At 71.6% G+C, this 21,339-nt stretch carries 21 protein-coding genes; 7 read left to right on the top strand and 14 right to left on the bottom strand.

What is annotated here, in order from left to right; translation table 11 throughout:
• Positions 1–74 precede the first annotated feature (74 nt).
• Genes ACIA47_RS12265 through ACIA47_RS12250 form a run of 4 tightly spaced genes read right to left on the bottom strand, consistent with a single transcriptional unit; the run spans position 75 to position 2,850 of the window.
• Positions 75–1,103, bottom strand: a complete 1,029-nt coding sequence (locus ACIA47_RS12265; RefSeq protein ID WP_396707581.1) for a tetratricopeptide repeat protein — start codon at positions 1,101–1,103, stop codon at positions 75–77.
• A 10-nt stretch (positions 1,104–1,113) separates the two neighbouring features.
• On the bottom strand, positions 1,114–1,599 hold the full coding sequence (gene ispF / locus ACIA47_RS12260; protein ID WP_196924679.1) for a 2-C-methyl-D-erythritol 2,4-cyclodiphosphate synthase: 486 nt from the start codon (positions 1,597–1,599) through the stop codon (positions 1,114–1,116).
• A 13-nt stretch (positions 1,600–1,612) separates the two neighbouring features.
• The gene (gene ispD, locus ACIA47_RS12255) at positions 1,613–2,308 is read right to left on the bottom strand and encodes a 2-C-methyl-D-erythritol 4-phosphate cytidylyltransferase (protein WP_203121648.1); all 696 of its coding nucleotides are present in this window, start codon (positions 2,306–2,308) and stop codon (positions 1,613–1,615) included.
• Between the two features lie 56 nt (positions 2,309–2,364).
• A complete protein-coding gene (locus ACIA47_RS12250; RefSeq protein WP_007073334.1) occupies positions 2,365–2,850 on the bottom strand; it encodes a CarD family transcriptional regulator in 486 nt (161 codons plus the stop codon).
• A gap of 328 nt (positions 2,851–3,178) precedes the next feature.
• Here ACIA47_RS12250 and ACIA47_RS12245 point away from each other — a divergent pair, with 328 nt between their 5' ends.
• Positions 3,179–3,871 (top strand): hypothetical protein, encoded by a 693-nt coding sequence (locus ACIA47_RS12245; protein ID WP_396707578.1) that lies wholly within the window; start codon positions 3,179–3,181, stop codon positions 3,869–3,871.
• Positions 3,872–3,880: 9 nt separating this feature from the next.
• Here the strand turns inward: ACIA47_RS12245 and ACIA47_RS12240 are convergent, their stop codons facing one another.
• The 4 genes from ACIA47_RS12240 to ACIA47_RS12225 form a co-directional block, all read right to left on the bottom strand.
• Positions 3,881–4,531 carry a hypothetical protein gene (locus ACIA47_RS12240; protein WP_203121650.1) on the bottom strand — a complete coding sequence of 217 codons (651 nt, stop codon included), beginning with the start codon at positions 4,529–4,531 and terminating at the stop codon, positions 3,881–3,883.
• A gap of 31 nt (positions 4,532–4,562) precedes the next feature.
• On the bottom strand, positions 4,563–5,621 hold the full coding sequence (locus tag ACIA47_RS12235) for a type III polyketide synthase (RefSeq protein WP_396707576.1): 1,059 nt from the start codon (positions 5,619–5,621) through the stop codon (positions 4,563–4,565).
• An 85-nt stretch (positions 5,622–5,706) separates the two neighbouring features.
• On the bottom strand, positions 5,707–6,873 hold the full coding sequence (locus ACIA47_RS12230) for an acyl-CoA dehydrogenase family protein (protein WP_396707574.1): 1,167 nt from the start codon (positions 6,871–6,873) through the stop codon (positions 5,707–5,709).
• Positions 6,874–6,916: 43 nt separating this feature from the next.
• Complete coding sequence (locus ACIA47_RS12225; protein ID WP_396707572.1) at positions 6,917–7,690, bottom strand: class I SAM-dependent methyltransferase; 774 nt, start codon at positions 7,688–7,690, stop codon at positions 6,917–6,919.
• Positions 7,691–7,736: 46 nt separating this feature from the next.
• Here ACIA47_RS12225 and ACIA47_RS12220 point away from each other — a divergent pair, with 46 nt between their 5' ends.
• The 4 genes from ACIA47_RS12220 (at position 7,737) to disA (ending at position 12,355) form a co-directional block, all read left to right on the top strand.
• Positions 7,737–8,576: a UbiA family prenyltransferase gene (locus ACIA47_RS12220; RefSeq protein ID WP_396707570.1), complete on the top strand. Its 840-nt coding sequence runs from the start codon at positions 7,737–7,739 to the stop codon at positions 8,574–8,576.
• Positions 8,577–8,716: 140 nt separating this feature from the next.
• Entirely contained in the window at positions 8,717–9,496 is a 780-nt protein-coding gene (locus ACIA47_RS12215; protein ID WP_203121654.1) for a hypothetical protein, read from the top strand.
• A gap of 85 nt (positions 9,497–9,581) precedes the next feature.
• On the top strand, positions 9,582–11,039 hold the full coding sequence (gene radA, locus ACIA47_RS12210) for a DNA repair protein RadA (protein WP_203121656.1): 1,458 nt from the start codon (positions 9,582–9,584) through the stop codon (positions 11,037–11,039).
• A gap of 131 nt (positions 11,040–11,170) precedes the next feature.
• A complete protein-coding gene (gene disA, locus ACIA47_RS12205) occupies positions 11,171–12,355 on the top strand; it encodes a DNA integrity scanning diadenylate cyclase DisA (RefSeq protein WP_030327921.1) in 1,185 nt (394 codons plus the stop codon).
• 6 nt (positions 12,356–12,361) lie between these two features.
• Here disA and ACIA47_RS12200 read toward each other — a convergent pair whose 3' ends face one another.
• The 3 genes from ACIA47_RS12200 to ACIA47_RS12190 form a co-directional block, all read right to left on the bottom strand.
• Positions 12,362–13,078 (bottom strand): hypothetical protein, encoded by a 717-nt coding sequence (locus ACIA47_RS12200; protein WP_396707567.1) that lies wholly within the window; start codon positions 13,076–13,078, stop codon positions 12,362–12,364.
• A 106-nt stretch (positions 13,079–13,184) separates the two neighbouring features.
• Positions 13,185–13,757, bottom strand: a complete 573-nt coding sequence (locus ACIA47_RS12195; RefSeq protein ID WP_396707565.1) for a peptide deformylase — start codon at positions 13,755–13,757, stop codon at positions 13,185–13,187.
• Complete coding sequence (locus ACIA47_RS12190) at positions 13,754–14,266, bottom strand: glycine cleavage system protein R (protein ID WP_396707563.1); 513 nt, start codon at positions 14,264–14,266, stop codon at positions 13,754–13,756. Before ACIA47_RS12190 ends, ACIA47_RS12195 begins: the two co-directional genes overlap by 4 nt.
• A gap of 96 nt (positions 14,267–14,362) precedes the next feature.
• Here ACIA47_RS12190 and ACIA47_RS12185 point away from each other — a divergent pair, with 96 nt between their 5' ends.
• Positions 14,363–15,274, top strand: coding sequence for an A/G-specific adenine glycosylase (locus tag ACIA47_RS12185; RefSeq protein WP_396707561.1), 912 nt, complete (start codon positions 14,363–14,365; stop codon positions 15,272–15,274).
• A 191-nt stretch (positions 15,275–15,465) separates the two neighbouring features.
• Here ACIA47_RS12185 and ACIA47_RS12180 read toward each other — a convergent pair whose 3' ends face one another.
• From ACIA47_RS12180 to lysS, 3 genes are all read right to left on the bottom strand, one after another.
• A complete protein-coding gene (locus ACIA47_RS12180) occupies positions 15,466–18,009 on the bottom strand; it encodes an ATP-dependent Clp protease ATP-binding subunit (RefSeq protein ID WP_203125971.1) in 2,544 nt (847 codons plus the stop codon).
• A 514-nt stretch (positions 18,010–18,523) separates the two neighbouring features.
• A complete protein-coding gene (locus ACIA47_RS12175) occupies positions 18,524–18,868 on the bottom strand; it encodes an Lsr2 family protein (protein WP_036392792.1) in 345 nt (114 codons plus the stop codon).
• A gap of 112 nt (positions 18,869–18,980) precedes the next feature.
• Complete coding sequence (gene lysS, locus ACIA47_RS12170) at positions 18,981–20,489, bottom strand: lysine--tRNA ligase (RefSeq protein ID WP_396707558.1); 1,509 nt, start codon at positions 20,487–20,489, stop codon at positions 18,981–18,983.
• An 88-nt stretch (positions 20,490–20,577) separates the two neighbouring features.
• Between lysS and ACIA47_RS12165 the strand changes: the two genes are divergently transcribed.
• Complete coding sequence (locus ACIA47_RS12165; protein ID WP_203125972.1) at positions 20,578–21,318, top strand: class I SAM-dependent methyltransferase; 741 nt, start codon at positions 20,578–20,580, stop codon at positions 21,316–21,318.
• The last annotated feature ends 21 nt before the right edge of the window (positions 21,319–21,339 follow it).

The raw sequence follows: 21,339 nt of genomic DNA, 5'->3' as shown, positions 1-21,339 counted from the left end.
GGCTCCGGCGAAACCCCTGACCTGGTCGAGCTGGGCGACGCTAGGAAAGCTCTTGTGGTGCAGCCAGGGCTGGGTCAGCGGATGGCGGTTCTGGTGAAGACGGCGAACTCGGCTACCGCCGTGGTGGCGATGGCCAGCACCAGGGGCCACGGGGAGCCGACCATGGCGTACACCAGCAGCAGCAGTGGCGCGGCGGCCACGGCGTAGATGGCCAGGGCCATCGCGCGGTCCGAGTGCAGCAGGGCGGGCAGGACGGTCCGGGTCAGCCCGGGCAGCCGAGCCGCGAGCTGCCAGACGATGATCCCGCCGGTCAGGGCGGCGAGCACCGCCAGGACGCGGGAGAACCCGTCACCCGCCGACGCCGCGAACGCGACCAGCACCGCCGCCACCAGCGACCAGCCCGCGCCGTAGAGCACCAGGCGGTGCAGCCCGTAGGCGAGGGTCCGTGGCGAGTCGGTCCGGCTCGGGCTGACCGTCACCGCCTCCGCGACGTGTTCCAACGCCTCCGACCAACGGCGCTGCTCCAGCCGCATGACACCCACGTCGTGGCCGGCCTCGCCGATCCGCGGGTCGAGCCGCAGCGCCTCCCGGTAGGCCCGCTCGGCCAGGTCGAACAGGTCCAGGCGGGCGGCGACCAGGCTGAGCACCAGGTGCGCCTGCGGCTCCTGCGGGGCCAACTCGACACCGCGCCAGGCCGCGTTCAGCGCCGGCTGACCGTTGCGAGCGCCGGCAAGGATGGCCGCCGCGCTCCGCTGGGCGTACGCGTCGGCCGGGCCGAGGGCGAGGATCCGATCGGCGGTGGCCGCCGACTCGCTGTAGCGCTCCAGGTCGGCCAGGGCCATGCCCCTGGCGACCAGTGGCGGCAGGGCCTCCGGTGCAGCGGCTACGGCCGTGTCGGCGGCGGTGAGCGCCTCGGCCGGGCGGCCGGCGGCCAGGTGCACCCGGGCCAGCATGGTGAGCGCGTCGACGTCATCCGGCTGGAGGGCCAACCCGTAGGCCAGCTCCCCGGCCGCCTCGTCGTAGCGGCCGAGTTCGGCGAGGAGTTGGGCCCGCTGGACGTAGCCGTCGGCGGCGGACTGGTCGGGAGCGGGGTCGCTGGACATCGCGGCGAGCTTAGGCGGCCGGCGCGTCGTACACCAGGGCCACCGCAACCCCGGCCAACCCTTCCTCGCGGCCGGCGAAGCCGAGCCCGTCGGTGGTCGCCGCCGAGACCGTGACCGGAGCGCCGACCGCTGCGGAGAGGACCTCCTGCGCCTCCGCGCGGCGCCGGCCGATCTTGGGGCGGTTGCCGATGACCTGCACGGACACGTTGCCGATCTCCAGGCCGGCGGCGCGCACCCGACGGGCCGTCTCGGTCAGCAGAGCCACTCCGGACGCGCCGGCCCACTCCGGCTGGCCCACCCCGAAGGCGGAACCGAGATCACCGAGACCGGCGGCGGAGAGCAGCGCGTTGCAGGCGGCGTGCGCGGCCACGTCGGCGTCCGAGTGCCCGGCGAGGCCGTCCTGATCGGGCCAGAGCAGCCCGGCCACCCAGCAGGGCCGGCCCGGCTCGAACGCGTGCACGTCGGTGCCGATGGCCACCCGGGGAACGATCATGATCAGAGGGTACGCGTCAACCGGTAGCGGCAAGCAGATGCTCGGCCAGAGCCAGGTCGAACGGTCGGGTGATTTTCACTGCGTACTCCGAGCCGGGCACGCAGCTCACCGCGATGCCCTGCTTCTCGACCAGCCCGGCGTCGTCGGTGAGGGAGTCACCGGCGGCGGCGTGGGCGGCGCTGAGCACGGCCCGACGGAAACCCTGCGGGGTCTGCACCGCGCGCAAGGCGGAACGGTCGACGGTGCCGAGCACCACCTCGTCGGCACCGACTTCCTTGATCGTGTCGACGACCGGTAGGACCGGGATCACCGCGTCACGCCCGCCACGCACCGCCGCCGCGACGGATTCGACCAGATCAGGTGGGGTGAGCGCCCGGGCGGCATCGTGCACCAGGACGATGGTCGGGCCGGCGGGGACCGCAGCCAGCGCGGCGGCCACCGACGCCTGCCGTTCGGCACCGCCGGGCACCACGATCACCGGGGCGACCGAGGCCAACAGCTCGCGGACGGCCTGCACCTCGGCGGCCGGCGCGGCCACCACGATGGTGTGCACCGACGGAGCGGCGGCCAGTCGACGCACGGCGTGCACCAGCAGCGGCTCACCGGCGAGCAGGCGCAGCGCCTTGGGTCGGCCGGGCCCGAGGCGTACGCCGGCACCCGCCGCAGGCACGAGGACCGCGACGTCACCGCGCGGATTGAGCTGCGCGGTCACGTCGCGGTCCTCGGTGGTTTCTTCACTACAAAGTGGGTACGACGATGCTGTGCGGACTAGGCCTCGGTGAGGACCTTGTCGAGCAGCGTCTCCGCCTCGTCCTTGGTGCTCTTCTCGGCCAGCGCGACCTCGCCGACGAGAATGTCGCGGGCCTTGGCGAGCATCCGCTTCTCGCCCGCAGAGAGGCCCCGCTCCCGCTCCCGGCGCCACAGGTCACGCACGACCTCGGCGACCTTCAGCGGGTTGCCGGAAGCCAGCTTTTCCAGATTGGCCTTGTAACGCCGCGACCAGTTGGTCGGCTCCTCGGTGTGCGGAGCCCGCAGAACGTCGAAGACCTTCCCGAGGCCCTCTTCGCCGACCACCTCGCGGACGCCCACGATCTCGGCGTTCTCGGCCGGCACCCGGACCGTCAGGTCACCCTGCGCGACCCTCAGGACGAGGTATTGCTTAGGCTCGCCCTTGATGACCCGAGTCTCGATTGCCTCGATGAGTGCGGCCCCGTGGTGGGGGTAAACAACGGTCTCGCCGACACTGAAAACCATAGGTTCGAAACCCCTTTCGCTGTGTCTAGGGTAACACGCTCAGGCACCGATGTCTCACCGATGTCCTGACCGTTGGCGCAGCTCAGGGGCCCTGTGAGAGGTCTTGCTTCAGCTTGACAGGCGGTCAAACCGATGGTTCGAACACGCTCCGTAACGCGGAAATGACTGCCCGGTACGGGTGAACAGAACGTCGAGATCAAGGGCTATGCGCTCCTCCCATGGTAGCCCGGCCAGCAGGACCGCGCCCAGATGTAGCGGCAGGAGCACCTGGTGCGCGACCCTGGAGACCGAGCCGCACTCCGCTCTCGAGACGCTTCCAGGAGGTCCGATGGGCAAGCCGGACGCAGAGGGTCACGGGCCAGCCGACGGCCTGCCCGGCCTTCCGCCCGAATGGGGCCGCGTGGTGGTTCCCGACGACGCCTCCGCGCTGGCCGCCGAGGCCGCTCAGGTTCGCCGTGAGCTGCGCCCGGCCGGTAACCTCCCGGGCGGTTACCGGGCCCTGGGCCTGCCGCTGGTGGTCCTGCTGGTGGCGGTCCTCACCACGTTGGCCGGCCTGGTCGCGGTCACCTGGCCCCGCGCCAACCGCGGCACCGACCGGCCGACCCCGGCTCCCTACTCCCCGCCCGCGACCCTCGCCGGTCAGCCGCTGCCCGCACTGGACCTGGTCGACGCGGACGACGCACCCGTGCCACTGCGCGGCCTGCTGCCCGCCATGATCATCTTGTTGGACGGCTGCCCCTGCCCGGACCGGGTCACCGACGCCCTGGCGGCCGCACCCGCCGGCGTCTCCGTGGTCACCGTCACCGGGGGGAAGGCGGTCCCGGCCGGGCCCACCGTCAAGCGGCAGGCTCGCGCCCTGGCCGACCCCGCCGGAGGCCTGCGTTCGTTCCTGGGCCAGCCGGCCCGCCCCGGCGCCGCGACCGCCCTGCTGGTCGACCGGGCCGGCACAGTGACCCGGGTGCTACCCGAGCTGGGCACGATCGAGTCCTACCGGAGCGACCTGAGGGCCCTGGCCGCCTGAGCGGCCCTACTAGCGAGGGGGCAGGGCGACGAGCTGCGCCTCAATGTCGATGGGCCGGTCGACGGCCGACAGCGACACCTGGAACGGCCCGCCACCGGGCAGCACCTCGGCATTGGCGATCATGCCGTCGCAGTCGATCCGCGGCCGGCCGACGATTCCGGCCCCGGTGCTCGTCACGACCATCGTGCCGGGGCGGGTGCACCGGTACTGGAGCAGGTAGCGCGCACCGTGGTTGCTGGCCTGCCGGGTCACTTCCTGGCCAGGGGCGAGGGCCCGCTGCTCCCGCCAGATCGTCTCTTTGAACGGAGGCAGGTCACCCGCGGAGAAGAGCACCCCGGGATCGCCCTCGATGTCGGTGATCGAGCCCGTCGCTGGGTCGATCACCGCCAGCGGGCCGCTTCGCACCCGGAGGACCTCGCCGGTGTTGGGGTCCATCCGCACCGTCAACCGCTCATCGGGCTGCTCAGCCGCGAGGAGACGTTCCAGTGGGGTGCTGACGCTCGGCCCGACCGATGGCACCGCCGCCGCCGAGGGGACAGCCGTCCCGGCAGTCGACGCGGGTGCGGCGGCACGCCACCACCAGCCGCCGACGACCAGGACGGCCACCGCCGCGCCAAACAGCACCACCGAGCGCAGCCGGTCGTCCGCCGTCGCATCCACCCCCCGAGCGTACCGGCCGGGCCGACGAGGTTCAGTCTTGTCGATCGAGCAGGGCGGCGTACAGGGTGAGGCCGGGGCCGAAGGCCAGCATGACGATGCGCCGAGCTGCCGGTGTCGCCCGACCCAACCGGTCCAGGATCAGCAGCACTGTCGGCGACGAGCAGTTGCCGTGCTCGTCCAACGTCGCCCGGGACGCCGCCAGCCCCAGCGGGGGCAGCGTCAGTTCCCGCTCCACCACGTTGAGGATCCGCGGCCCGCCCGGGTGCACCGCCCAACCGTCCACCTCCGAGCTGGTGACGCCGTGCCGGGCCAACAGGTCGTCGACCAGCCCGCGGACGTGCCTCGACAGCACCTGCGGCACCTTCGGCGACAACCCCATCCGGAACCCGGCGTCGGTGACGTCCCAGGTCATGTGGTCGGCGGTCGAGGTGTCGGTGACGGCTGTGACCTCGCGCAACGCGTACCCCGGGCCGCCCGGCACCACCACGGCGGCGACCGCGGCGTCCGAGAAGAGCGCGTGGGAGACGATCTGCTGCGTGTCCACCCGGGCGCTGGACGGCTGGATGTGCAGGCTGGTCAGCTCCGCGCAGAGCAGCAGCGCCGGTCGCCCCCGGGCGGTGACGAAGTCACTCGCCGCGCCGAGCCCCGGCAAGGCCGCGTAACAGCCCATGTGGCCGATGAACATCCGCTGGGTGTCCGCGGCCATGCCCAGGTCCCGGGCGAGCAGGATGTCCAGCCCCGGGGTGGCGTACCCGGTGCAGGAGCAGACGATGAACAGCCCGATGTCGCCGGCGCTCAGCCCGGCCGCGGTCAACGCCCGACCCACCGCCTCCTTGCCCAGCGGCAGCGCCTCCACCTGGTAGCGGCGCATCCGGCGCTCGGTCGGCCAGTCCGAGACGTCCTCCAGCAGCGGATTGACAGCGGCCTGTCGCCGGGTCACCCCCGAGTTGGCGAAGATTCGCTGGGCCAACGACCGGGTGGTGCCGGAGAAGTGCCGGGAGAAGAAGCCCTCCCACAACTCGTCCTGCGAAGCGGACGGCGGCTGCGCTGTCCCGAGCCCCGCGATCACTGGTACGAACACGATCCCCACCTCTCGTCAGATGCTGTCCTCCCCCTGGCCGTCCCACCAGCCACCTCGGCTGGTCGTTCTTCCGTGCGAGCCCGGTGCGGCGGGCTCACCAACGCGGTGCCGATCCGTCACGATCCGGGTCGCCGCCCAGTGCGGCGATGCCGAGCCAGTCGGCGCAGACATCAGACGTGGCCGGGTGCAGCGAGCCGCAGCGGGCGTCGCGGTAGAGCCGCTCCAGCGGATGTCCACGGCGGGTCGCCGAGGTGCCCGCCGCCTCCAGGACCGACGCCGCCACCTCGGCGGCCGTGGTCCCGGCGAGCAGCTTCGCCCGCCACACCCAGCGGTTGGTCTCCTCGTCACCAGGCGCCTCGTCCACCCGGCGGGCCGCCTCGGCCACCACCAACTGCGCGGCGGCCGTCGCCGCGTCCGCCCGACCCAGCCGGGCCCGCACGGCCGGCAGGCCGGCCAGGTTGCGGGCGTTGAGGTGCTCGGCCGCCGCGTCGATCGCCGCACGGGCGACCCCCACGTAGACGGCGGCATAGCTGGCCACCAACCAGTGCGGCATCAGTTGGGCGACGACCAGCGCAAGCCCCTCCACCCCACCGAGCAGCCGGTCGGCGGGCACTGTGGCGTCCAGGTGCAGGTCGTGGGAGGAGGTGGCGCGCATGCCGAGCGAGTCCCAGGTCGGCTCCACGGTCAGCCCGTCGCCGGCCGGCACCAGGAACTGGGAGACCACCGACTGGTCGGCCACGCTGCGCGCCGCCACCAGGTAGCCGTCCGCGTGCCCGGCGCCGGAGCAGAACGTCTTGCTGCCCTTGAGATGCCAGCCCCCGTCGGTCGGCTCGTACGCCGTGGTCAGCTGGGACAGCCGGGCGCCCGCGCCACGCTCGCTCATCGCGACCGCGTACCAGGAGCCCTGCGCCGCCGCGCTGAGCAGCCGGTCGCGGGCGGCCAGCGCCTCGTCCGGTACGCCCAGCGCCTCGGCCAACTCCTCGGTGACCGCGCCCAGTGCGCCGGTCACCGAGGCGTGCATGTTGAACACCAGGGCTGTCGCACCGTTGCCCCGGGCAAGCTCAGTGGCCACCGCGGTGTACTCGGCGAAGGTGGCTCCCAGGCCGCCGAGCGCCCGGGGCACCATCAGCCCGAACAGGCCGGCCTCCCGCAGGTCGGCGAAGTCGTCCACGGGGAAGGAACCGTCCCGGTCATGCTCGGCCGCCCGCGCGGCGAACCGTGGCGCCAACCGGCGTGCTGCCTCAAGCGCGTGCACCGTCATTTCGTCCCCTCCTATGGCGTTCCATACCCCCGCCACGGCCCGACTATCCTTTGCGGACCCCCCGGCCCTGGTAGAGCACGGCGGTGGACCGGGTCGGCACGATGCGCGGCGCGCGGCCGGCGGGCACCGCAGGGGCCGTTCGGCTCGCGCGAGCCCGGCGCAGCAGCCAGGCGAGCATGCCGCCGACCTGCGGACGGATGCCCCGCAGCCGCAGGTCGACGCCGTGCCGGGCGCACTCGGCCACCAGCGCCCGGTCGTCCACGAACAACAGTGGGTCATGGATGCCGCGAGGCACCGTCGGCAGCCGCTCGGCGATCCGGACCGCGACGAGCCGGGCCAGCGCCGTGTCGTTCAGGGTGTCCAGCACCAGCACGCCACCGGGGCGCAGCAGCCGACACGCCTCGGCCACCGCGCGCGGCCAGGCCGGCACGTGCTCCAGCAGCTCACCCGCGGAGACCACGTCGGCGCAGCCGTCGGGCAGCGGCACCGCTGTGGCATCACCCTGGACCACACGCACCCCGTGCTCGGCCGCCTGGACGAGCGCCGAGCGGGTCAGATCCACCCCGACGTGGCGGTAGCCCTTGCCGGCCAGATGTGGCGCGAGCAGGCCGGCACCGCAACCCAGATCGACGAGCAACGCGCCCGGATGGGTGGCCGGCGGCACCAGCGCGGCACGGGCCTCCGCCAGCCAGTGCAGCATCGCGAACGCGCCATCCGGCCGCCACCACTCACCGGCCAGATCGTCGTACTGACGCGGATCGTTTCGCGGCAGCACCCTCGGGCCGGTGGACGCCCCGGCCGCAGCCACGTCTCGCATGGAACCGAGCGTGGCACGACTGCTCGGTAACGACCAGACTTCCCTTATGTCGTCGAGGGTGTTAGGGCTGGTCAGAGCGAGCCATCCGGAACCGGCCGCGGCGGTGACCACGGTGGCCGGTCTGCTGGCCTGGGGAGTGGGCCACCGGCCGGCCGGAATCGTGTCGGTGGTGCTCGCCGTGCTGGCCAGCCAGCTCGCCGTCGGCTGGACCAACGACGCGCTGGACGCCGAGCGGGACGCCACTGTGGGGCGTACCGACAAGCCGGTCGCCAGTGGCGCGGTCGGTCGACGCGTCACGGCCGCGGCCGCCGCGGCGGCCGCGGTGGCCTGCCCGCTGCTGGCGCTGACCACGAACCCGGTGGCGGCGTTCTGGCTGACGCTCGCCCTGGTCTCCGCCCTGCTCTACGACTGGCCGCTCAAGGCCACCGCGTTCTCGGTGCTGCCCTACGCCGTGTCGTTCGGCGCGCTGCCCGCCTTCGTGGTGCTGGCGCTGAGCGGTCAGCCGGCCCCGCCGGTCTGGCTGGTGGCGGCGGCGGCCTGCCTGGGCGCCGGGGCGCACTTCGCCAACGTGCTGCCCGACCTGGCCGACGACGCCCGCACCGGCGTGCGCGGCCTGCCCCACCGGCTGGGTGCCGCCGGCAGCCGGGTGGCCGCGGCGGGTCTCCTCCTCGCGGCGACCGCGACGCTGGTCCTCGGACCACCCGGGCCGCCGTCGGCGATCGGCTGGGCGGCGGTCGGCACGGCCGCCGTGGTGCCGCCGCTGAGCTGGTACGCCGGGCGCTCGGCGATCCGGGCCGGTCGGCGGCCGGTGGCGGCCTTCCGGGCGGTGATGCTGGTGGCCCTGATCGACGTGGTTCTGCTGGTGGCGAGCGGTCGGGTGGTGTGAACGCCACCCGGGCAGGTGGCATTGCCGGGTCCGCGTGCGGGCCTCGATCAGTCCCAACTACCCTGGAGCGCGGTCTGCGCGGGTATGGCCACCGTGCCCGGCGTACGGCCCGGGTGGGGATTGTGACGAGGAGGACCGACGTGACGCGCTCGATCAGGGGATCCCGGCGGGCGGCCCTGTTGCTGTCCGGGATTGCGGCGGCCGGCCTGCTGGCCTCCGGATGCGGCACCGGTCAGATCGCCGAGACGGCCACCAAGGAGGCGTCGGTCCAGGGCGTCGACCTCACCACCAACAATGGTTCCTTCGCCGTGCGTGGCCTGCTGGTGGACTACCCCGGCATCGAGGGTTACCGGGCCGGCGAGGATGCCCCGCTCAACGCCGTGATCTACAACGACTCCAAGGAGACGGTGACGGTCACCGTCACCACCGAGAGCGCCCGCGAGGTGGTGATCAGCGGCGGCTCGGCGAGCCCGTCGCCCTCCGCCTCGGAGTCCGCCTCCATGAGCCCGTCGCCGTCCGGTTCGGCCAGCCCGTCGAATTCGACGTCCGGTTCGCCGAGCCCGTCGGTGACGCCCTCGGAGACCGGGTCGTCCTCGGCCACCCCGTCCGCGCCGGAGTCGGCGCGGGCGTCGGGCTCGGCCAGCGCTGCCGCGCCGGGTCAGCCGGCCCGGATCGAGCTGGCTCCGCTGAGCTACCTTCAGCTCAACTCGGAGGCCACCTCGCAGCTCCGGTTGATCGGCCTGACCGAGGCCCTGCGCTCGGGCCAGAACGTCGTCGTGACCTTCGACTTCGGCAACGGCAACACGGTCACCGGGCAGGCGCCGGTCGCGGTGCCGCTCACCCCGGCGGCCCCTCCGTCGCCGATCATCGAGCGCGAGGGTGGCTACGAGGGCAACGAGGGCGGCACGACCCACGAGTGACCCGACCCGCACATCGACAAACGCCCCGGCGTGGTGACCACCACGCCGGGGTGTTTTCGTCGTACGCGAGGGCTAGCGTCCTGATGTGACCACCTCCCGATCGACCCCTCCGCGTGGCGGCACGGCCGGTGCCGCCCGTGGTCGGTCCGCCGCCCGCGAACCGCGTCCGGCCTACCAGTGCGACGCCTGCGGGCACCAGCCGCCCAAATGGGTGGGGCGCTGCCCGGAGTGCGGCGAGTGGGGGGCGGTCGTCGAGAACACGGTGACCGGCCCGACCGTCTCCGGTCGGGTGGTCAGCTCCCGGATGCCGTCCGAGCCGGCCCGACCGATCGCCACCATCAGCGCCGCTCCGGCCCGCGCGCGTCCCACCGGGGTTAGCGAGCTCGACCGGGTGCTCGGCGGCGGCCTGGTGCCCGGTGCCGTGGTGTTGCTCGCCGGCGAGCCCGGCGTGGGCAAGTCGACCCTCCTGCTGGATGTGGCCCAGCAGTGGGCGGTCGGCGCCGGCAGCCCGTCGCTGGTGGTCAGCGGCGAAGAATCGGTGAGTCAGGTGCGCCTGCGCGCCGAGCGTATGGGCACCCTGCACGAGCAGCTCTACCTCGCTGCGGAGAGCGACCTCGCCTCGGTGCTCGGTCACCTCGACGCGGTCAAGCCGGGCCTGCTGGTGCTCGACTCGGTGCAGACCATCTCGACCACCGGCACCGAGGGGGTGCCCGGTGGGGTGACCCAGGTCCGCGCGGTCACCGCCGCGCTGGTCTCGGTCGCCAAGGAGCGGGGCATCGCGACAGTGCTGGTCGGGCACGTCACCAAGGACGGCCAGGTGGCCGGGCCTCGGGTGCTGGAGCACCTGGTCGACGTGGTGCTGCACTTCGAGGGCGACAAGCACTCGTCGCTGCGCCTGGTGCGCGGCGTGAAGAACAGGTTCGGCGCGGCCGACGAGGTCGGCTGCTTCGAGATGCACGAGGGCGGCATCAGCAGCCTGGCCGACCCGTCCGGGCTGTTCCTGACCCGCTACGCGGAGCCGGTCCCGGGCACCTGCGTGACGGTGGCAATGGAGGGGCGGCGGGCCCTGGTCACCGAGGTGCAGGCGCTGATCGGCGCGACTGTGGCGGGCTCTCCCCGACGCACCGTCTCCGGCCTCGACTCGGCGCGACTCGCGATGGTGCTGGCCGTGCTGCAACGGCGCACCGAGCGGCTGACCCTGCACGACCGGGAGGTCTTCGCCGCCACCGTGGGCGGGATCCGGGTGGTGGAGCCGGCCGCCGACCTGGCGGTGGCGCTGGCGGTCGCCTCCGGCGGCCTCAACCTGGCGATCGCGCCGCACCTGGTGGCGATCGGTGAGGTGGGGCTGACCGGCGAGGTGCGCCGGGTCGGGGCGGTGCCGCGCCGGCTGGCCGAGGCCGCCCGACTGGGGTTCAAGGTGGCCCTGGTGCCGCCCGGCTGCGGCCCGGCCAGCACCGGCGTGGGCCCCGAGCAGATGCGGGTGACCGAGGTCACCGACGTCCGTTCGGCGCTGCACCATGCTGCCCGCGCGTCCGCCGAATGACCCACCGTGCCGACGAGGGCGGCGAAACCGGACAGCACGTCGCAAGCGGGAAACGGTGGAAAGGACGGCATCGTGACACGTCACAGTAACCACGACAGCACCCACCGCACGACAGTCCGTAGACTGTGCCCGTGCCGATCGACCGCGATACCACCAAGCCAGCCGGCGCGCCGCCCCAGGCCCGCACCGGCGCCGTGGGCTCGCCCGCCCGCCCGATCAGCGTGAGCGTGACTGCGGGAGCCGCCGGGAGCGCCGGAGATCCGCTGCGGGCCAATCTCGCCCTGATGGCCCCGGGCACCGCCCTGCGCGACGGTCTGGAGCGCATCCTGCGGGGTCGCACGGGCGCGCTCATCGTGCTCGGCTACGACAAGGTGGTCGAGGGCCTCTGCACCGGCGGCTTCCCACTGGACGTGGAGTTCTCCGCGACCCGGGTGCGCGAGCTGTGCAAGATGGACGGCGCTGTGGTGCTCTCCAGCGACGGCACCAGGATCGTCCGGGCGGCGGTGCACCTGATGCCCGACCCGTCCATCCCGACCGAAGAGTCCGGCACCCGGCACCGCACGGCCGAGCGGGTGGCCCGCCAGACCGGCTATCCGGTCATTTCGGTTAGCCAGTCCATGCGCATCATCAGCCTCTACGTCAACGGCCAACGGCACGTGCTCGACGACTCGGCGGCCATCCTCTCCCGCGCCAACCAGGCGCTCGCCACCCTGGAGCGCTACAAGCTCCGGCTGGACGAGGTCTCCGGCACGCTCTCCGCCCTGGAGATCGAGGATCTGGTCACCGTGCGGGACGCGGTGGCCGTGGTGCAGCGACTGGAGATGGTTCGCCGGATCGCCGACGAGATCGCCGGCTACGTGGTGGAGCTGGGCACCGACGGCCGCCTGCTCGCCCTGCAACTCGACGAGCTGATGGCCGGCGTGGACGCCGACCGGACGCTGGTCATCCGGGACTACCTCCCCGTCGGCCGTAAGTCGCGCACGCTGGACGAGGCCCTCGTCGAGCTGGACCTGCTCGGTGCCACCGAGCTGATCGACCTGGTGTCGGTGGCCAAGGCGATCGGCTATCCGGCCGCGTCCGACGCGCTCGACGCCGCGGTCAGCCCGCGCGGCTTCCGACTGCTGGCCAAGGTGCCCCGGCTGCCGGTGGCGGTGGTCGACCGCCTGGTGCTGCACTTCGGCAGCCTCCAGCGTCTGCTCGGCGCGACAGTGGAGGACCTGCAGGCCGTCGAAGGGGTCGGTGACGCCCGGGCCCGCGGCGTCCGTGAAGGGCTGTCCCGGCTCGCCGAGGCATCCATCCTGGAACGCTACGTCTGACCCGGCTCAGCCGGTGACGGTGAGCTTCACCGGGTCGCTGAGCTTCGTGCCGACCCGAGCGAACACCTGGTACGACCCGACCGGCGGGAACGGCCCGGCGGCCAGCGCGCCGTCACAGCGGCTGGTGTCCCGCCCGTTCCACGGCACCTGGTAGGAGCGCTCGAAGTTCGGCGTGAACGACTGCACGTCCGAGCCCTCGACCTTGCCGCAGGTGTCCGACGACCAGACCTTCTCGGCCCCGGACTTGATGAAGATCTCCTGGAGGTCGGCGCCGACGTTGCGGCTGCACGTCCGGTCCGACGTGTTCTTGATCCTCAGTTGCAGCTCGACCACCGCCCCCCGCTGCACCGAGGTCGGGCTCGCCGACGAGACCACGCTGATCTCCCCGTCGGTGCAGGTGCCGTCGTCCTCCGAACCGGCCGCCGCGCCCAACGGCGGTGTGTTGCTGGTGATCGCCGGGCTCGGACTCGTCGCACCCGAATCAGCGGACGCGGACGACGACGGACCGCCGGTCTGTGGCGTCAGCACCGGCCCAGCGGGACCAGACGTCGCGGCGGACGTCGCCGACGGCGAACCACCCGCCTTCGGCTCCTTGTCGCCGGAACGACCCGAACCGGTACAGGAGTAGAGCAGGACAATCAGGAACAGGAACCCCGCTCCGAGTACGACGGCGCGACGCCGCCAGTACACGGCGGGTGGCAGGGGGCCGACCGTCAGACGCATGATGCCCTCCACCGTAGCGGCGCCGTACCCGGCAGTGCGGCGCGACGCGCCGGAACCGATTCGAGGGGTAGGCCCGACCCTCCACTGAGGACAGTCGGATCACCTGTCACAGGTAGACCTTGCGCTGATAGACCGCGTGCGCACCGGCCACCCGGTCCAGGAAAAGTAGCCCCGCGCAGTGGTCGATCTCGTGCTGCAACGCCCGAGCCTCGAAGCCGTCGGTCACCAGCCGGACCGGCGCGCCGCTGCCCGGCAGGTCACCCTCCACCACCAGCCGGCTTGCCCGCTTCACGTCCCCGGTCAGGTCCGGCACCGACATGCAGCCCTCCCGGCCCGGCTTCCACCGCGTCGCCTCGACCACGCGCACGTTGCACAACACGAAGGTGCCGTGCACCGTCACCGCCTTCGGGTGCCCGGTCACGTCGACGGCGAAGACCCGAGCGCCCACCCCGACCTGCGGCGCGGCCAACCCGACGCAGCCCGGCGAGACCTTCATCGTGGCTATCAGGTCGGCCGCGAGTTGGACCGTCTCCTTTGCCGTGGGGTCGACCTCGTCCGCGGCCCGACTCAGCACCGGATGCGGGGCGGACACCACCGCCCGCACCTCGCCCGGCACGTCCAGCGACTCTGGTGTCCAGTCACCCAGGCCGACCTCCGGCCCGCGCTCCCCGCCGGTCACAACAGGTCCGGGTCCGCTGGCCGGAGGGTGACCTCCACGCCCAGCTCGGCAGCCGTCCGGTGCAGCCGGTCGAGCAGAGTGTCCGCCACACCGGCCGGCAACTCGACCTCCGCCAGGACCACGTAGAGCGCACCGGTCAACCGGGTACTCAGGTCAGTGACATTCCCCCCGGCGTCCACCAGCACCCGCGTCATCGCCGCGACGATGCCCATCCGGTCCGAACCGTGCACCGCCATCACGTACGGCTCACCAGTCGGAGGAACATCACCGTCCGGGGTGACCGCGCGTACCGTCGCCAGCAGTTGGCCCTCGGCGGCCAGCGACGCCAGTGCGGCCTCGACCTCGGCGGCTGCCGGGCCGGTGCAGATGAGGGTCATCGCGAAATGCCCCCGCAGCCGCGTCATCGTGCTGTCGGTGAGGTTCGCGCCCAGTCGGGCCAGCACCTCCGCGACGTCGGCCACGATGCCCGGCCGGTCCCGACCGATGACGGTGATCGCGAGCTCGTTCATGTGCGCATTCTCCCCCGTCCGCCGAACGAGGACGTGGCACCCCGTCCGCGCCGCCCACCCAACGGGAACGCCGGGCGTGACATCATCGACGACGCCATGACTCAACCCGACTTCGCCTCCCTGGTCAGCCGGTGGTTCCAGCAGCACGCCCGTGACCTGCCGTGGCGCGAGCCCGGCGTCACCCCGTGGGCCATCCTGGTCAGCGAGGTCATGCTCCAGCAGACACCCGTGGTGCGGGTGGTGCCGGCCTGGCGGGCGTGGCTGGCCCGCTGGCCGGAGCCGGCCGCGTTGGCGGCGGACACCCCAGCCGAGGCGATCCGGATGTGGGGACGCCTCGGCTACCCCCGTCGGGCGGTTCGCCTGCGCGAATGCGCTGTCGCGATCGTCGACCGGCACGGCGGCCAGGTGCCGGACCGGCTGGAGCAACTGCTCGCACTGCCCGGCGTCGGCACGTACACCGCTCGGGCGGTGGCCGCCTTCGCGTACGGGCAGCGGCACCCGGTCGTCGACACCAACGTACGCCGGGTCGTGTGCCGGGCGGTCGCCGGCGAACCGGACGCCGGGCCCGTCACCCGACCAGCGGACCTCGTCGCCACCGAAGAACTGCTTCCGACCGAACCGGCCGCAGCGGCACTGGCCAGCGCCGCGTTCATGGAACTGGGCGCGGTGATCTGCACAGCCCGGTCACCGCGCTGCACCGCCTGCCCCGTCGAGTCGGTCTGCGCCTGGCGGGCGTCCGGCCAGGAGGCGCCGGCCGGGCCGACCCGCCGACCCCAGCGGTACGCGGGCACCGACCGACAGGTCCGCGGTCTGTTGCTCGGAGTGCTCCGGGACAGCACCGGGCCGGTCCCACACCAGCGGTTGGATCAGGTCTGGACCGACGACGTGCAACGCGCCCGCGCCCTCGCCGGGCTGGTGCAGGACGGGCTGGTCGAACCCGCCGGCACCGACTCCTTCCGCCTGGTCGGTGACGGCCCGTCCCTGCCAACCGCGGACCTCACCACCTGACCCGCCCACCCCGCACGCCGGCCCCACGCCGAACGCCCGGACGCAGCCCTCGAAGGCCGGCCGTCGGGCAAGTGCGACGCAAAGGCCGGCCGGGAGGGCACGAGCGGGGGCGGCGGGGTGATGTGCGGGGGACGCAGAAGGCGGGGCCCCGGTGGCTTGCGCCACCGGGGCCCCGCCCCTTGCTGGTTGTGTTACTCGTCCACGCCTGCGGCGGCGGTGCCAGCGGCAGTGCCACCGAGATCGGCCGGGACGGCGTCCGGAACCTCGACCGGCTTGTCCGAGCCCCGGAAGACGAGCTTGGACTTGTCGATGTCGTCCGGGTCGCCCTCGCAGTCCACCACGACGATCTGACCCGGGGTCAGCTCGTTGAACAGGATCCGCTCGGAGAGGTTGTCCTCGATGTCGCGCTGGATCGTGCGACGAAGCGGACGGGCACCGAGCACCGGGTCGAAGCCCTTCGCGGCCAGGTACTTCTTGGCGTTGTCGGTCAGCTCCAGACCCATGTCCTTGTTCCGCAGCTGACCCTCGATCCGCTGGATCATGATGTCCACGATCGAGAGGATCTCGGTCTGGCGCAGCTGGTGGAAGACGATGGTGTCGTCGATCCGGTTGAGGAACTCAGGCCGGAAGTGCTGCTTGAGCTCGTCGTTGACCTTCTGCTTCATCCGGTCGTAGTTGGACTCGGAGTCCTCCGACTGCTGGAAGCCCAGCGACACCGCCTTGGCGACGTCACGGGTGCCCAGGTTGGTGGTCAGGATGATGACCGTGTTCTTGAAGTCCACGATCCGACCCTGACCGTCGGTGAGCCGACCGTCTTCGAGGATCTGCAGGAGCGTGTTGAACACGTCCGGGTGGGCCTTCTCGATCTCGTCGAAGAGGACCACCGAGAACGGCCGACGCCGCACCTTCTCGGTCAGCTGCCCGCCCTCGTCGTAGCCGACGTAGCCGGGAGGGGCACCCACCAGCCGGGAGACCGTGTAACGGTCGTGGAACTCGGACATGTCCAGCTGGATGAGGGAGTCCTCGCTGCCGAAGAGGAACTCGGCGAGCGCCTTGGACAGCTCGGTCTTACCGACACCGGACGGGCCGGCGAAGATGAACGAGCCCGACGGGCGCTTCGGGTCCTTCAGGCCGGCCCGGGTACGCCGGATCGCCTTCGAGACCGCCTTTACCGCGTCCTCCTGGCCGATGACGCGCTTGTGCAGCTCGTCCTCCATGCGCAGCAGGCGCGAGGTCTCCTCCTCGGTCAGCTTGTAGACCGGGATGCCGGTCCAGTTGCCGAGCACCTCGGCGATCTGCTCGTCGTCAACCTCGCTGACGACGTCCAGGTCACCGGCCTTCCACTCCTTCTCCCGCTGAGCCTTCTGACCGAGGAGCTGCTTCTCCTTGTCGCGCAGCTGGGCGGCGCGCTCGAAGTCCTGCGCGTCGATCGCCGACTCCTTGTCACGACGCACCTGGGCGATGCGCTCGTCGAAGTCACGCAGGTCTGGCGGCGCGGTCATCCGACGGATCCGCATCCGGGCACCGGCCTCGTCGATCAGGTCGATCGCCTTGTCCGGGAGGAAGCGGTCGGAGATGTACCGGTCGGCCAGGGTCGCGGCAGCCACGAGAGCGGCATCCGTGATCGAGACGCGGTGGTGAGCCTCGTAGCGGTCCCGCAGGCCCTTGAGGATCTCGATGGTGTGGGCCAGCGACGGCTCACCCACCTGGATCGGCTGGAAGCGGCGCTCGAGAGCGGCGTCCTTCTCCAGGTGCTTGCGGTACTCGTCGAGCGTGGTGGCACCGATGGTCTGCAGCTCACCACGGGCCAACATCGGCTTGAGGATGCTGGCGGCGTCGATCGCGCCCTCGGCGGCACCCGCACCCACCAGGGTGTGGATCTCGTCGATGAACAGGATGATGTCGCCGCGGGTGCGGATCTCCTTGAGCACCTTCTTGAGGCGCTCCTCGAAGTCACCGCGGTAGCGGGAGCCGGCGACGAGTGCGCCCAGGTCGAGCGTGTAGAGCTGCTTGTCCTTGAGGGTCTCGGGCACCTCGCCCTTGATGATCTTCTGGGACAGGCCCTCCACCACGGCGGTCTTGCCGACGCCGGGCTCACCGATCAGGACCGGGTTGTTCTTGGTACGGCGGGAGAGCACCTGCATGACCCGCTCGATTTCCTTCTCGCGCCCGATGACCGGGTCGAGCTTGCCCTCGCGGGCGGCCTGAGTCAGGTTGCGGCCGAACTGGTCCAGCACCAGGCTGGTCGACGGCGCGGCCTCACCCGGCGCGGCGCCCGCCGCGGCAGGCTCCTTGCCCTGGTAGCCGGAGAGCAGCTGGATCACCTGCTGGCGGACCCGGTTGAGGTCGGCGCCGAGCTTGACCAGCACCTGGGCGGCGACGCCCTCGCCCTCACGGATCAGCCCGAGCAGGATGTGCTCAGTGCCGATGTAGTTGTGGCCGAGCTGCAGCGCCTCGCGCAGCGACAGCTCCAGCACCTTCTTGGCCCGCGGCGTGAACGGGATGTGCCCGCTCGGCGCCTGCTGGCCCTGGCCGATGATCTCCTCGACCTGCTGGCGGACGCCCTCCAGGGAGATGCCGAGGCTCTCCAGGGCCTTTGCCGCGACGCCTTCACCTTCGTGGATCAGGCCCAGCAGGATGTGTTCCGTACCGATGTAGTTGTGGTTGAGCATCCGGGCCTCTTCTTGGGCCAGGACGACAACCCGTCGCGCTCGGTCGGTGAACCGCTCGAACATGCCCTCGTGCTCCTCACGTGCCGTGCGCCTTGATGGTCAAGATCTTGGCGGGGCCGGTGCACGAACGTCCAGGACGGGCGTCCGTGCCTCCTTACTCTATCGTCGCTGACCGACTCAGCTGAGGTCGTGTGTCTCTGCTCTGGGTCGGTTGCACGTCGTTTTGAACAACCGTCCGCGCTCAGGAGGTGTTCCGGTAGCCCTGTCGCTACGCGCAGAGCGAAATCCGACTGGCTCGACGGAAGCCCGATCCGGGGTCCGGAAGCGCTCCGGGAGGCCCGGAGGGCGGACCGGGCGGTCGCGACGAGCGCCGCGCCGGGCCCCTGAAGGAGGTTGTCCACAGGCTGTGGACAGCTGTTCCACTGGTTGTGGACAACGCCGGGGGGCCCGGAATGCTTCCCGGCCCCGAACGGGCACGGCGAACGCCGCCGGATACGGCGACGCCGGCCCGGAGAACTCCTCCGGCCCGGCGTCGGTGTCGCCTGCGGTGGCGGCTGGCCACCAAGCTGCTGACGGATCAGCGCTTCGCGTGGAACTCGTCCACGATCTCCTGCGGGATACGACCCCGGTCCGAGATGTCCTTGCCGGCCTTCTTGGCCCACTCCCGGATTGCCTTGTTCTGTTCCCGATCGGCGGTCGCGCCGCCCCGACCGCGGGCAGCCCGCCCACCGATCACGACACCGCCCCGGCCGACCTTGGTGCCGGCGCCCACGTACGACGCAAATGCATCGCGCAATTTCGCGGCGTTGGCGCTCGACAGGTCGATCTCGTACTGAACGCCGTCGAGGGCGAACTTGACGGTCTCGTCCGCGTCCCCGCCGTCCAGGTCATCGACCAGCTTGTGAATGATCTGCTTGGCCACGTCCCACATTCCTTTCGAGCAGGGTGCTCCTGCTAACGAGAGCACAATAACCCGTGCGCCGCTCGTCGCGTCAATAGGATCCGGTTACGGCTCGGCGTACGCCCGGACGGGACTACTCCTGGCGGACCAACGGGAAGAGGATCGTTTCCCGAATTCCGAGGCCGGTCAGGGCCATCAAGAGCCGGTCGATTCCCATTCCCATACCGCCGGCCGGCGGCATTCCATACTCCATCGCCCGAAGAAAGTCCTCGTCGAGACGCATCGCCTCGTCGTCGCCACGGGCGGCCAACTGCGCCTGGGCGACCAGCCGTTCCCGCTGCACGATCGGGTCGACCAGCTCGGAGTACGCGGTGCCCAGCTCGAAGCCGAGCACGTAGAGGTCCCACTTCTCGGCCAGCCCCGGCTCGCTGCGGTGGGCCCGGGTGAGCGGGCTGGTCTCCTCCGGGTAGTCCCGTACGAAGGTGGGCGCCTCCAGACCGGGAACGACCAGTTCCTCGAACAACTCCTCGGCCAGCTTGCCCGGGCCCCACTTCGGGTCCACGGCCAATCCGACCTTGTCCGCGTACTCCACCAGGCGGGTGCGTTCGGTGCGGACCGTGACCTCCTCGCCCAGCGCTTCGGAAAGAACACCGAACAACGTCACGGACCGCCACTCGCCGCCCAGGTCGAACTCGCGCCCGTCGGCGTGGGTCACCACCGTCGAGCCGCTCACCGCGATCGCCGCCTGTTGCACGAGATTGCGGGTCAACTCGGCCATCGTGTCGTAGTCGCCGTACGCCTGGTACGTCTCCAGCATCGCGAACTCCGGCGAGTGCGAAGAGTCGACACCCTCATTACGGAAGTTGCGGTTGATCTCGAAGACGCGATCGACGCCGCCGACCACAGCGCGCTTGAGAAACAGTTCCGGAGCGATTCGCAGATACAGATCGGTGTTCAACGCATTGCTGTGGGTCACGAACGGTCGGGCTGCCGCGCCGCCGTGCAGCAGTTGCAACATCGGCGTTTCCACCTCGATGAAACCCTGCCCGTGCAGTGAATCGCGCAGACTGCGTACCGCGGCCGCCCGGGTGCGCACCATCTCCCGTGCCTGCGGCCGGACGATCAGGTCGACGTAACGCTGCCGGACGCGCGCCTCCTCGGAGAGGGGCTTGTGGGCCACCGGCAACGGTCGCAGCGCCTTGGCGGTCATCTCCCATTGCTCGGCCAACACCGACAGCTCACCCCGACGGCTGGTGATCACCTCACCGGTGACGCCGACGTGGTCGCCGAGGTCGACGAGGCGCTTCCACGCCTCCAGCCGCTCCGGCCCGACCCGGTCCAGGGAGAGCATCGCCTGCAACTCGGTGCCGTCGCCGTCCCGCAGGGTCGCGAAGCAGAGCTTGCCCGTGTTGCGTACGAAGATCACCCGACCGGTGACCGCGACCTGGTCGCCGGTCGCGGTGTCGGTGGGAAGGTCGGCGTAGCCCGCCCGGACCTGCGCCAGGGTGGTGGTGCGGGGAAAGCCGACCGGGTAGGGCTCGACGCCCTCGGCGAGCATCCGGTCCCGCTTCTCCCGGCGGACCTTCATCTGCTCGGGAAGGTCATCGGCGGGGTCCACTGGCACGGGGTTCTGCTCGATCACGGCACGCTTCCTCGTCACGGAGATACAGGGGGTCAGGCCCGAGCGTACTCAAGCGGTCCGGAGGCCGTTACGGGATAACCTGCCCGTCATGGTCGATCACACTCACGCCCTGTCGTTCGGTGCCGCCGCGAGTGATTACGACCGGTTTCGACCACGTTATCCCGCCGCTGCGGTCCGTTGGGCACTCGACGGGCTGAGCGAAGCCCGGGTGGTCGACCTCGCAGCGGGCACCGGCATCCTGACCCGCGCTGTGCTGGCCCTGGGCCACGCTGTCGTACCGGTCGAGCCCGATCCGGGGATGCGGGCGCAACTCGCCGCCAGCACCCCGGGCACGACGGCGCTGGCGGGCAGCGCCGAGGCCATGTCACTGCCCGACTCGGCGGTGGACGCGGTGCTGGTCGGGACGGCGTACCACTGGTTCGACCGGGAGCAAGCGCACACCGAGATCGCCCGGGTGCTTCGTCCAGGCGGCACCTTCGCCCCGATCTGGAACATCCGGGACGCCAGCGTCGACTGGGTGGCCGACCTGGGTCGCATCGCCCACTTCGGGGACAAGTCGACCAGCCAGATCTTCGGCGAGCGCCCCGACTTCGGCCCCGCGTTCGACGCCGTCGAAAGACGCGAGTTCACGCACCGCACCACGCTCACGCCGGACGAACTGCTCGGCATGGTCCGCACCCGCTCGTACTGGCTCACCGCCTCCACCGACGATCGGCGGCGGGTCGAGCGGGAACTGAGCGAACTCCTGACCACCCACCCCGCACTGGCCGGCCGGGACATCATCGAGCTGCCGTACCGGACGCTGGTGCTGCGCGCCCGGCGGCGCTGACGCCGACAAGGTTTCCGGGCG

Source organism: Micromonospora sp. NPDC051227 (assembly GCF_044455385.1).
Lineage (GTDB): Bacteria > Actinomycetota > Actinomycetes > Mycobacteriales > Micromonosporaceae > Micromonospora.
The sequence above is the reverse complement of the archived record's forward strand: the minus strand, read 5'-3'. Positions and strand labels throughout refer to the sequence as shown.

Coding starts and splice junctions, on each gene's coding strand:
- ACIA47_RS12265 (WP_396707581.1), bottom strand. CDS start 1,103: ATGTCCAGCGACCCCGCTCCCGACCAGTCCGCCGCCGACGGCTACGTC.
- ACIA47_RS12250 (WP_007073334.1), bottom strand. CDS start 2,850: ATGGTTTTCAGTGTCGGCGAGACCGTTGTTTACCCCCACCACGGGGCC.
- ACIA47_RS12245 (WP_396707578.1), top strand. CDS start 3,179: ATGGGCAAGCCGGACGCAGAGGGTCACGGGCCAGCCGACGGCCTGCCC.
- ACIA47_RS12230 (WP_396707574.1), bottom strand. CDS start 6,873: ATGACGGTGCACGCGCTTGAGGCAGCACGCCGGTTGGCGCCACGGTTC.
- ACIA47_RS12225 (WP_396707572.1), bottom strand. CDS start 7,690: ATGCGAGACGTGGCTGCGGCCGGGGCGTCCACCGGCCCGAGGGTGCTG.
- ACIA47_RS12220 (WP_396707570.1), top strand. CDS start 7,737: ATGTCGTCGAGGGTGTTAGGGCTGGTCAGAGCGAGCCATCCGGAACCG.
- ACIA47_RS12200 (WP_396707567.1), bottom strand. CDS start 13,078: ATGCGTCTGACGGTCGGCCCCCTGCCACCCGCCGTGTACTGGCGGCGT.
- ACIA47_RS12190 (WP_396707563.1), bottom strand. CDS start 14,266: ATGAACGAGCTCGCGATCACCGTCATCGGTCGGGACCGGCCGGGCATC.
- ACIA47_RS12185 (WP_396707561.1), top strand. CDS start 14,363: ATGACTCAACCCGACTTCGCCTCCCTGGTCAGCCGGTGGTTCCAGCAG.
- ACIA47_RS12180 (WP_203125971.1), bottom strand. CDS start 18,009: ATGTTCGAGCGGTTCACCGACCGAGCGCGACGGGTTGTCGTCCTGGCC.
- ACIA47_RS12165 (WP_203125972.1), top strand. CDS start 20,578: ATGGTCGATCACACTCACGCCCTGTCGTTCGGTGCCGCCGCGAGTGAT.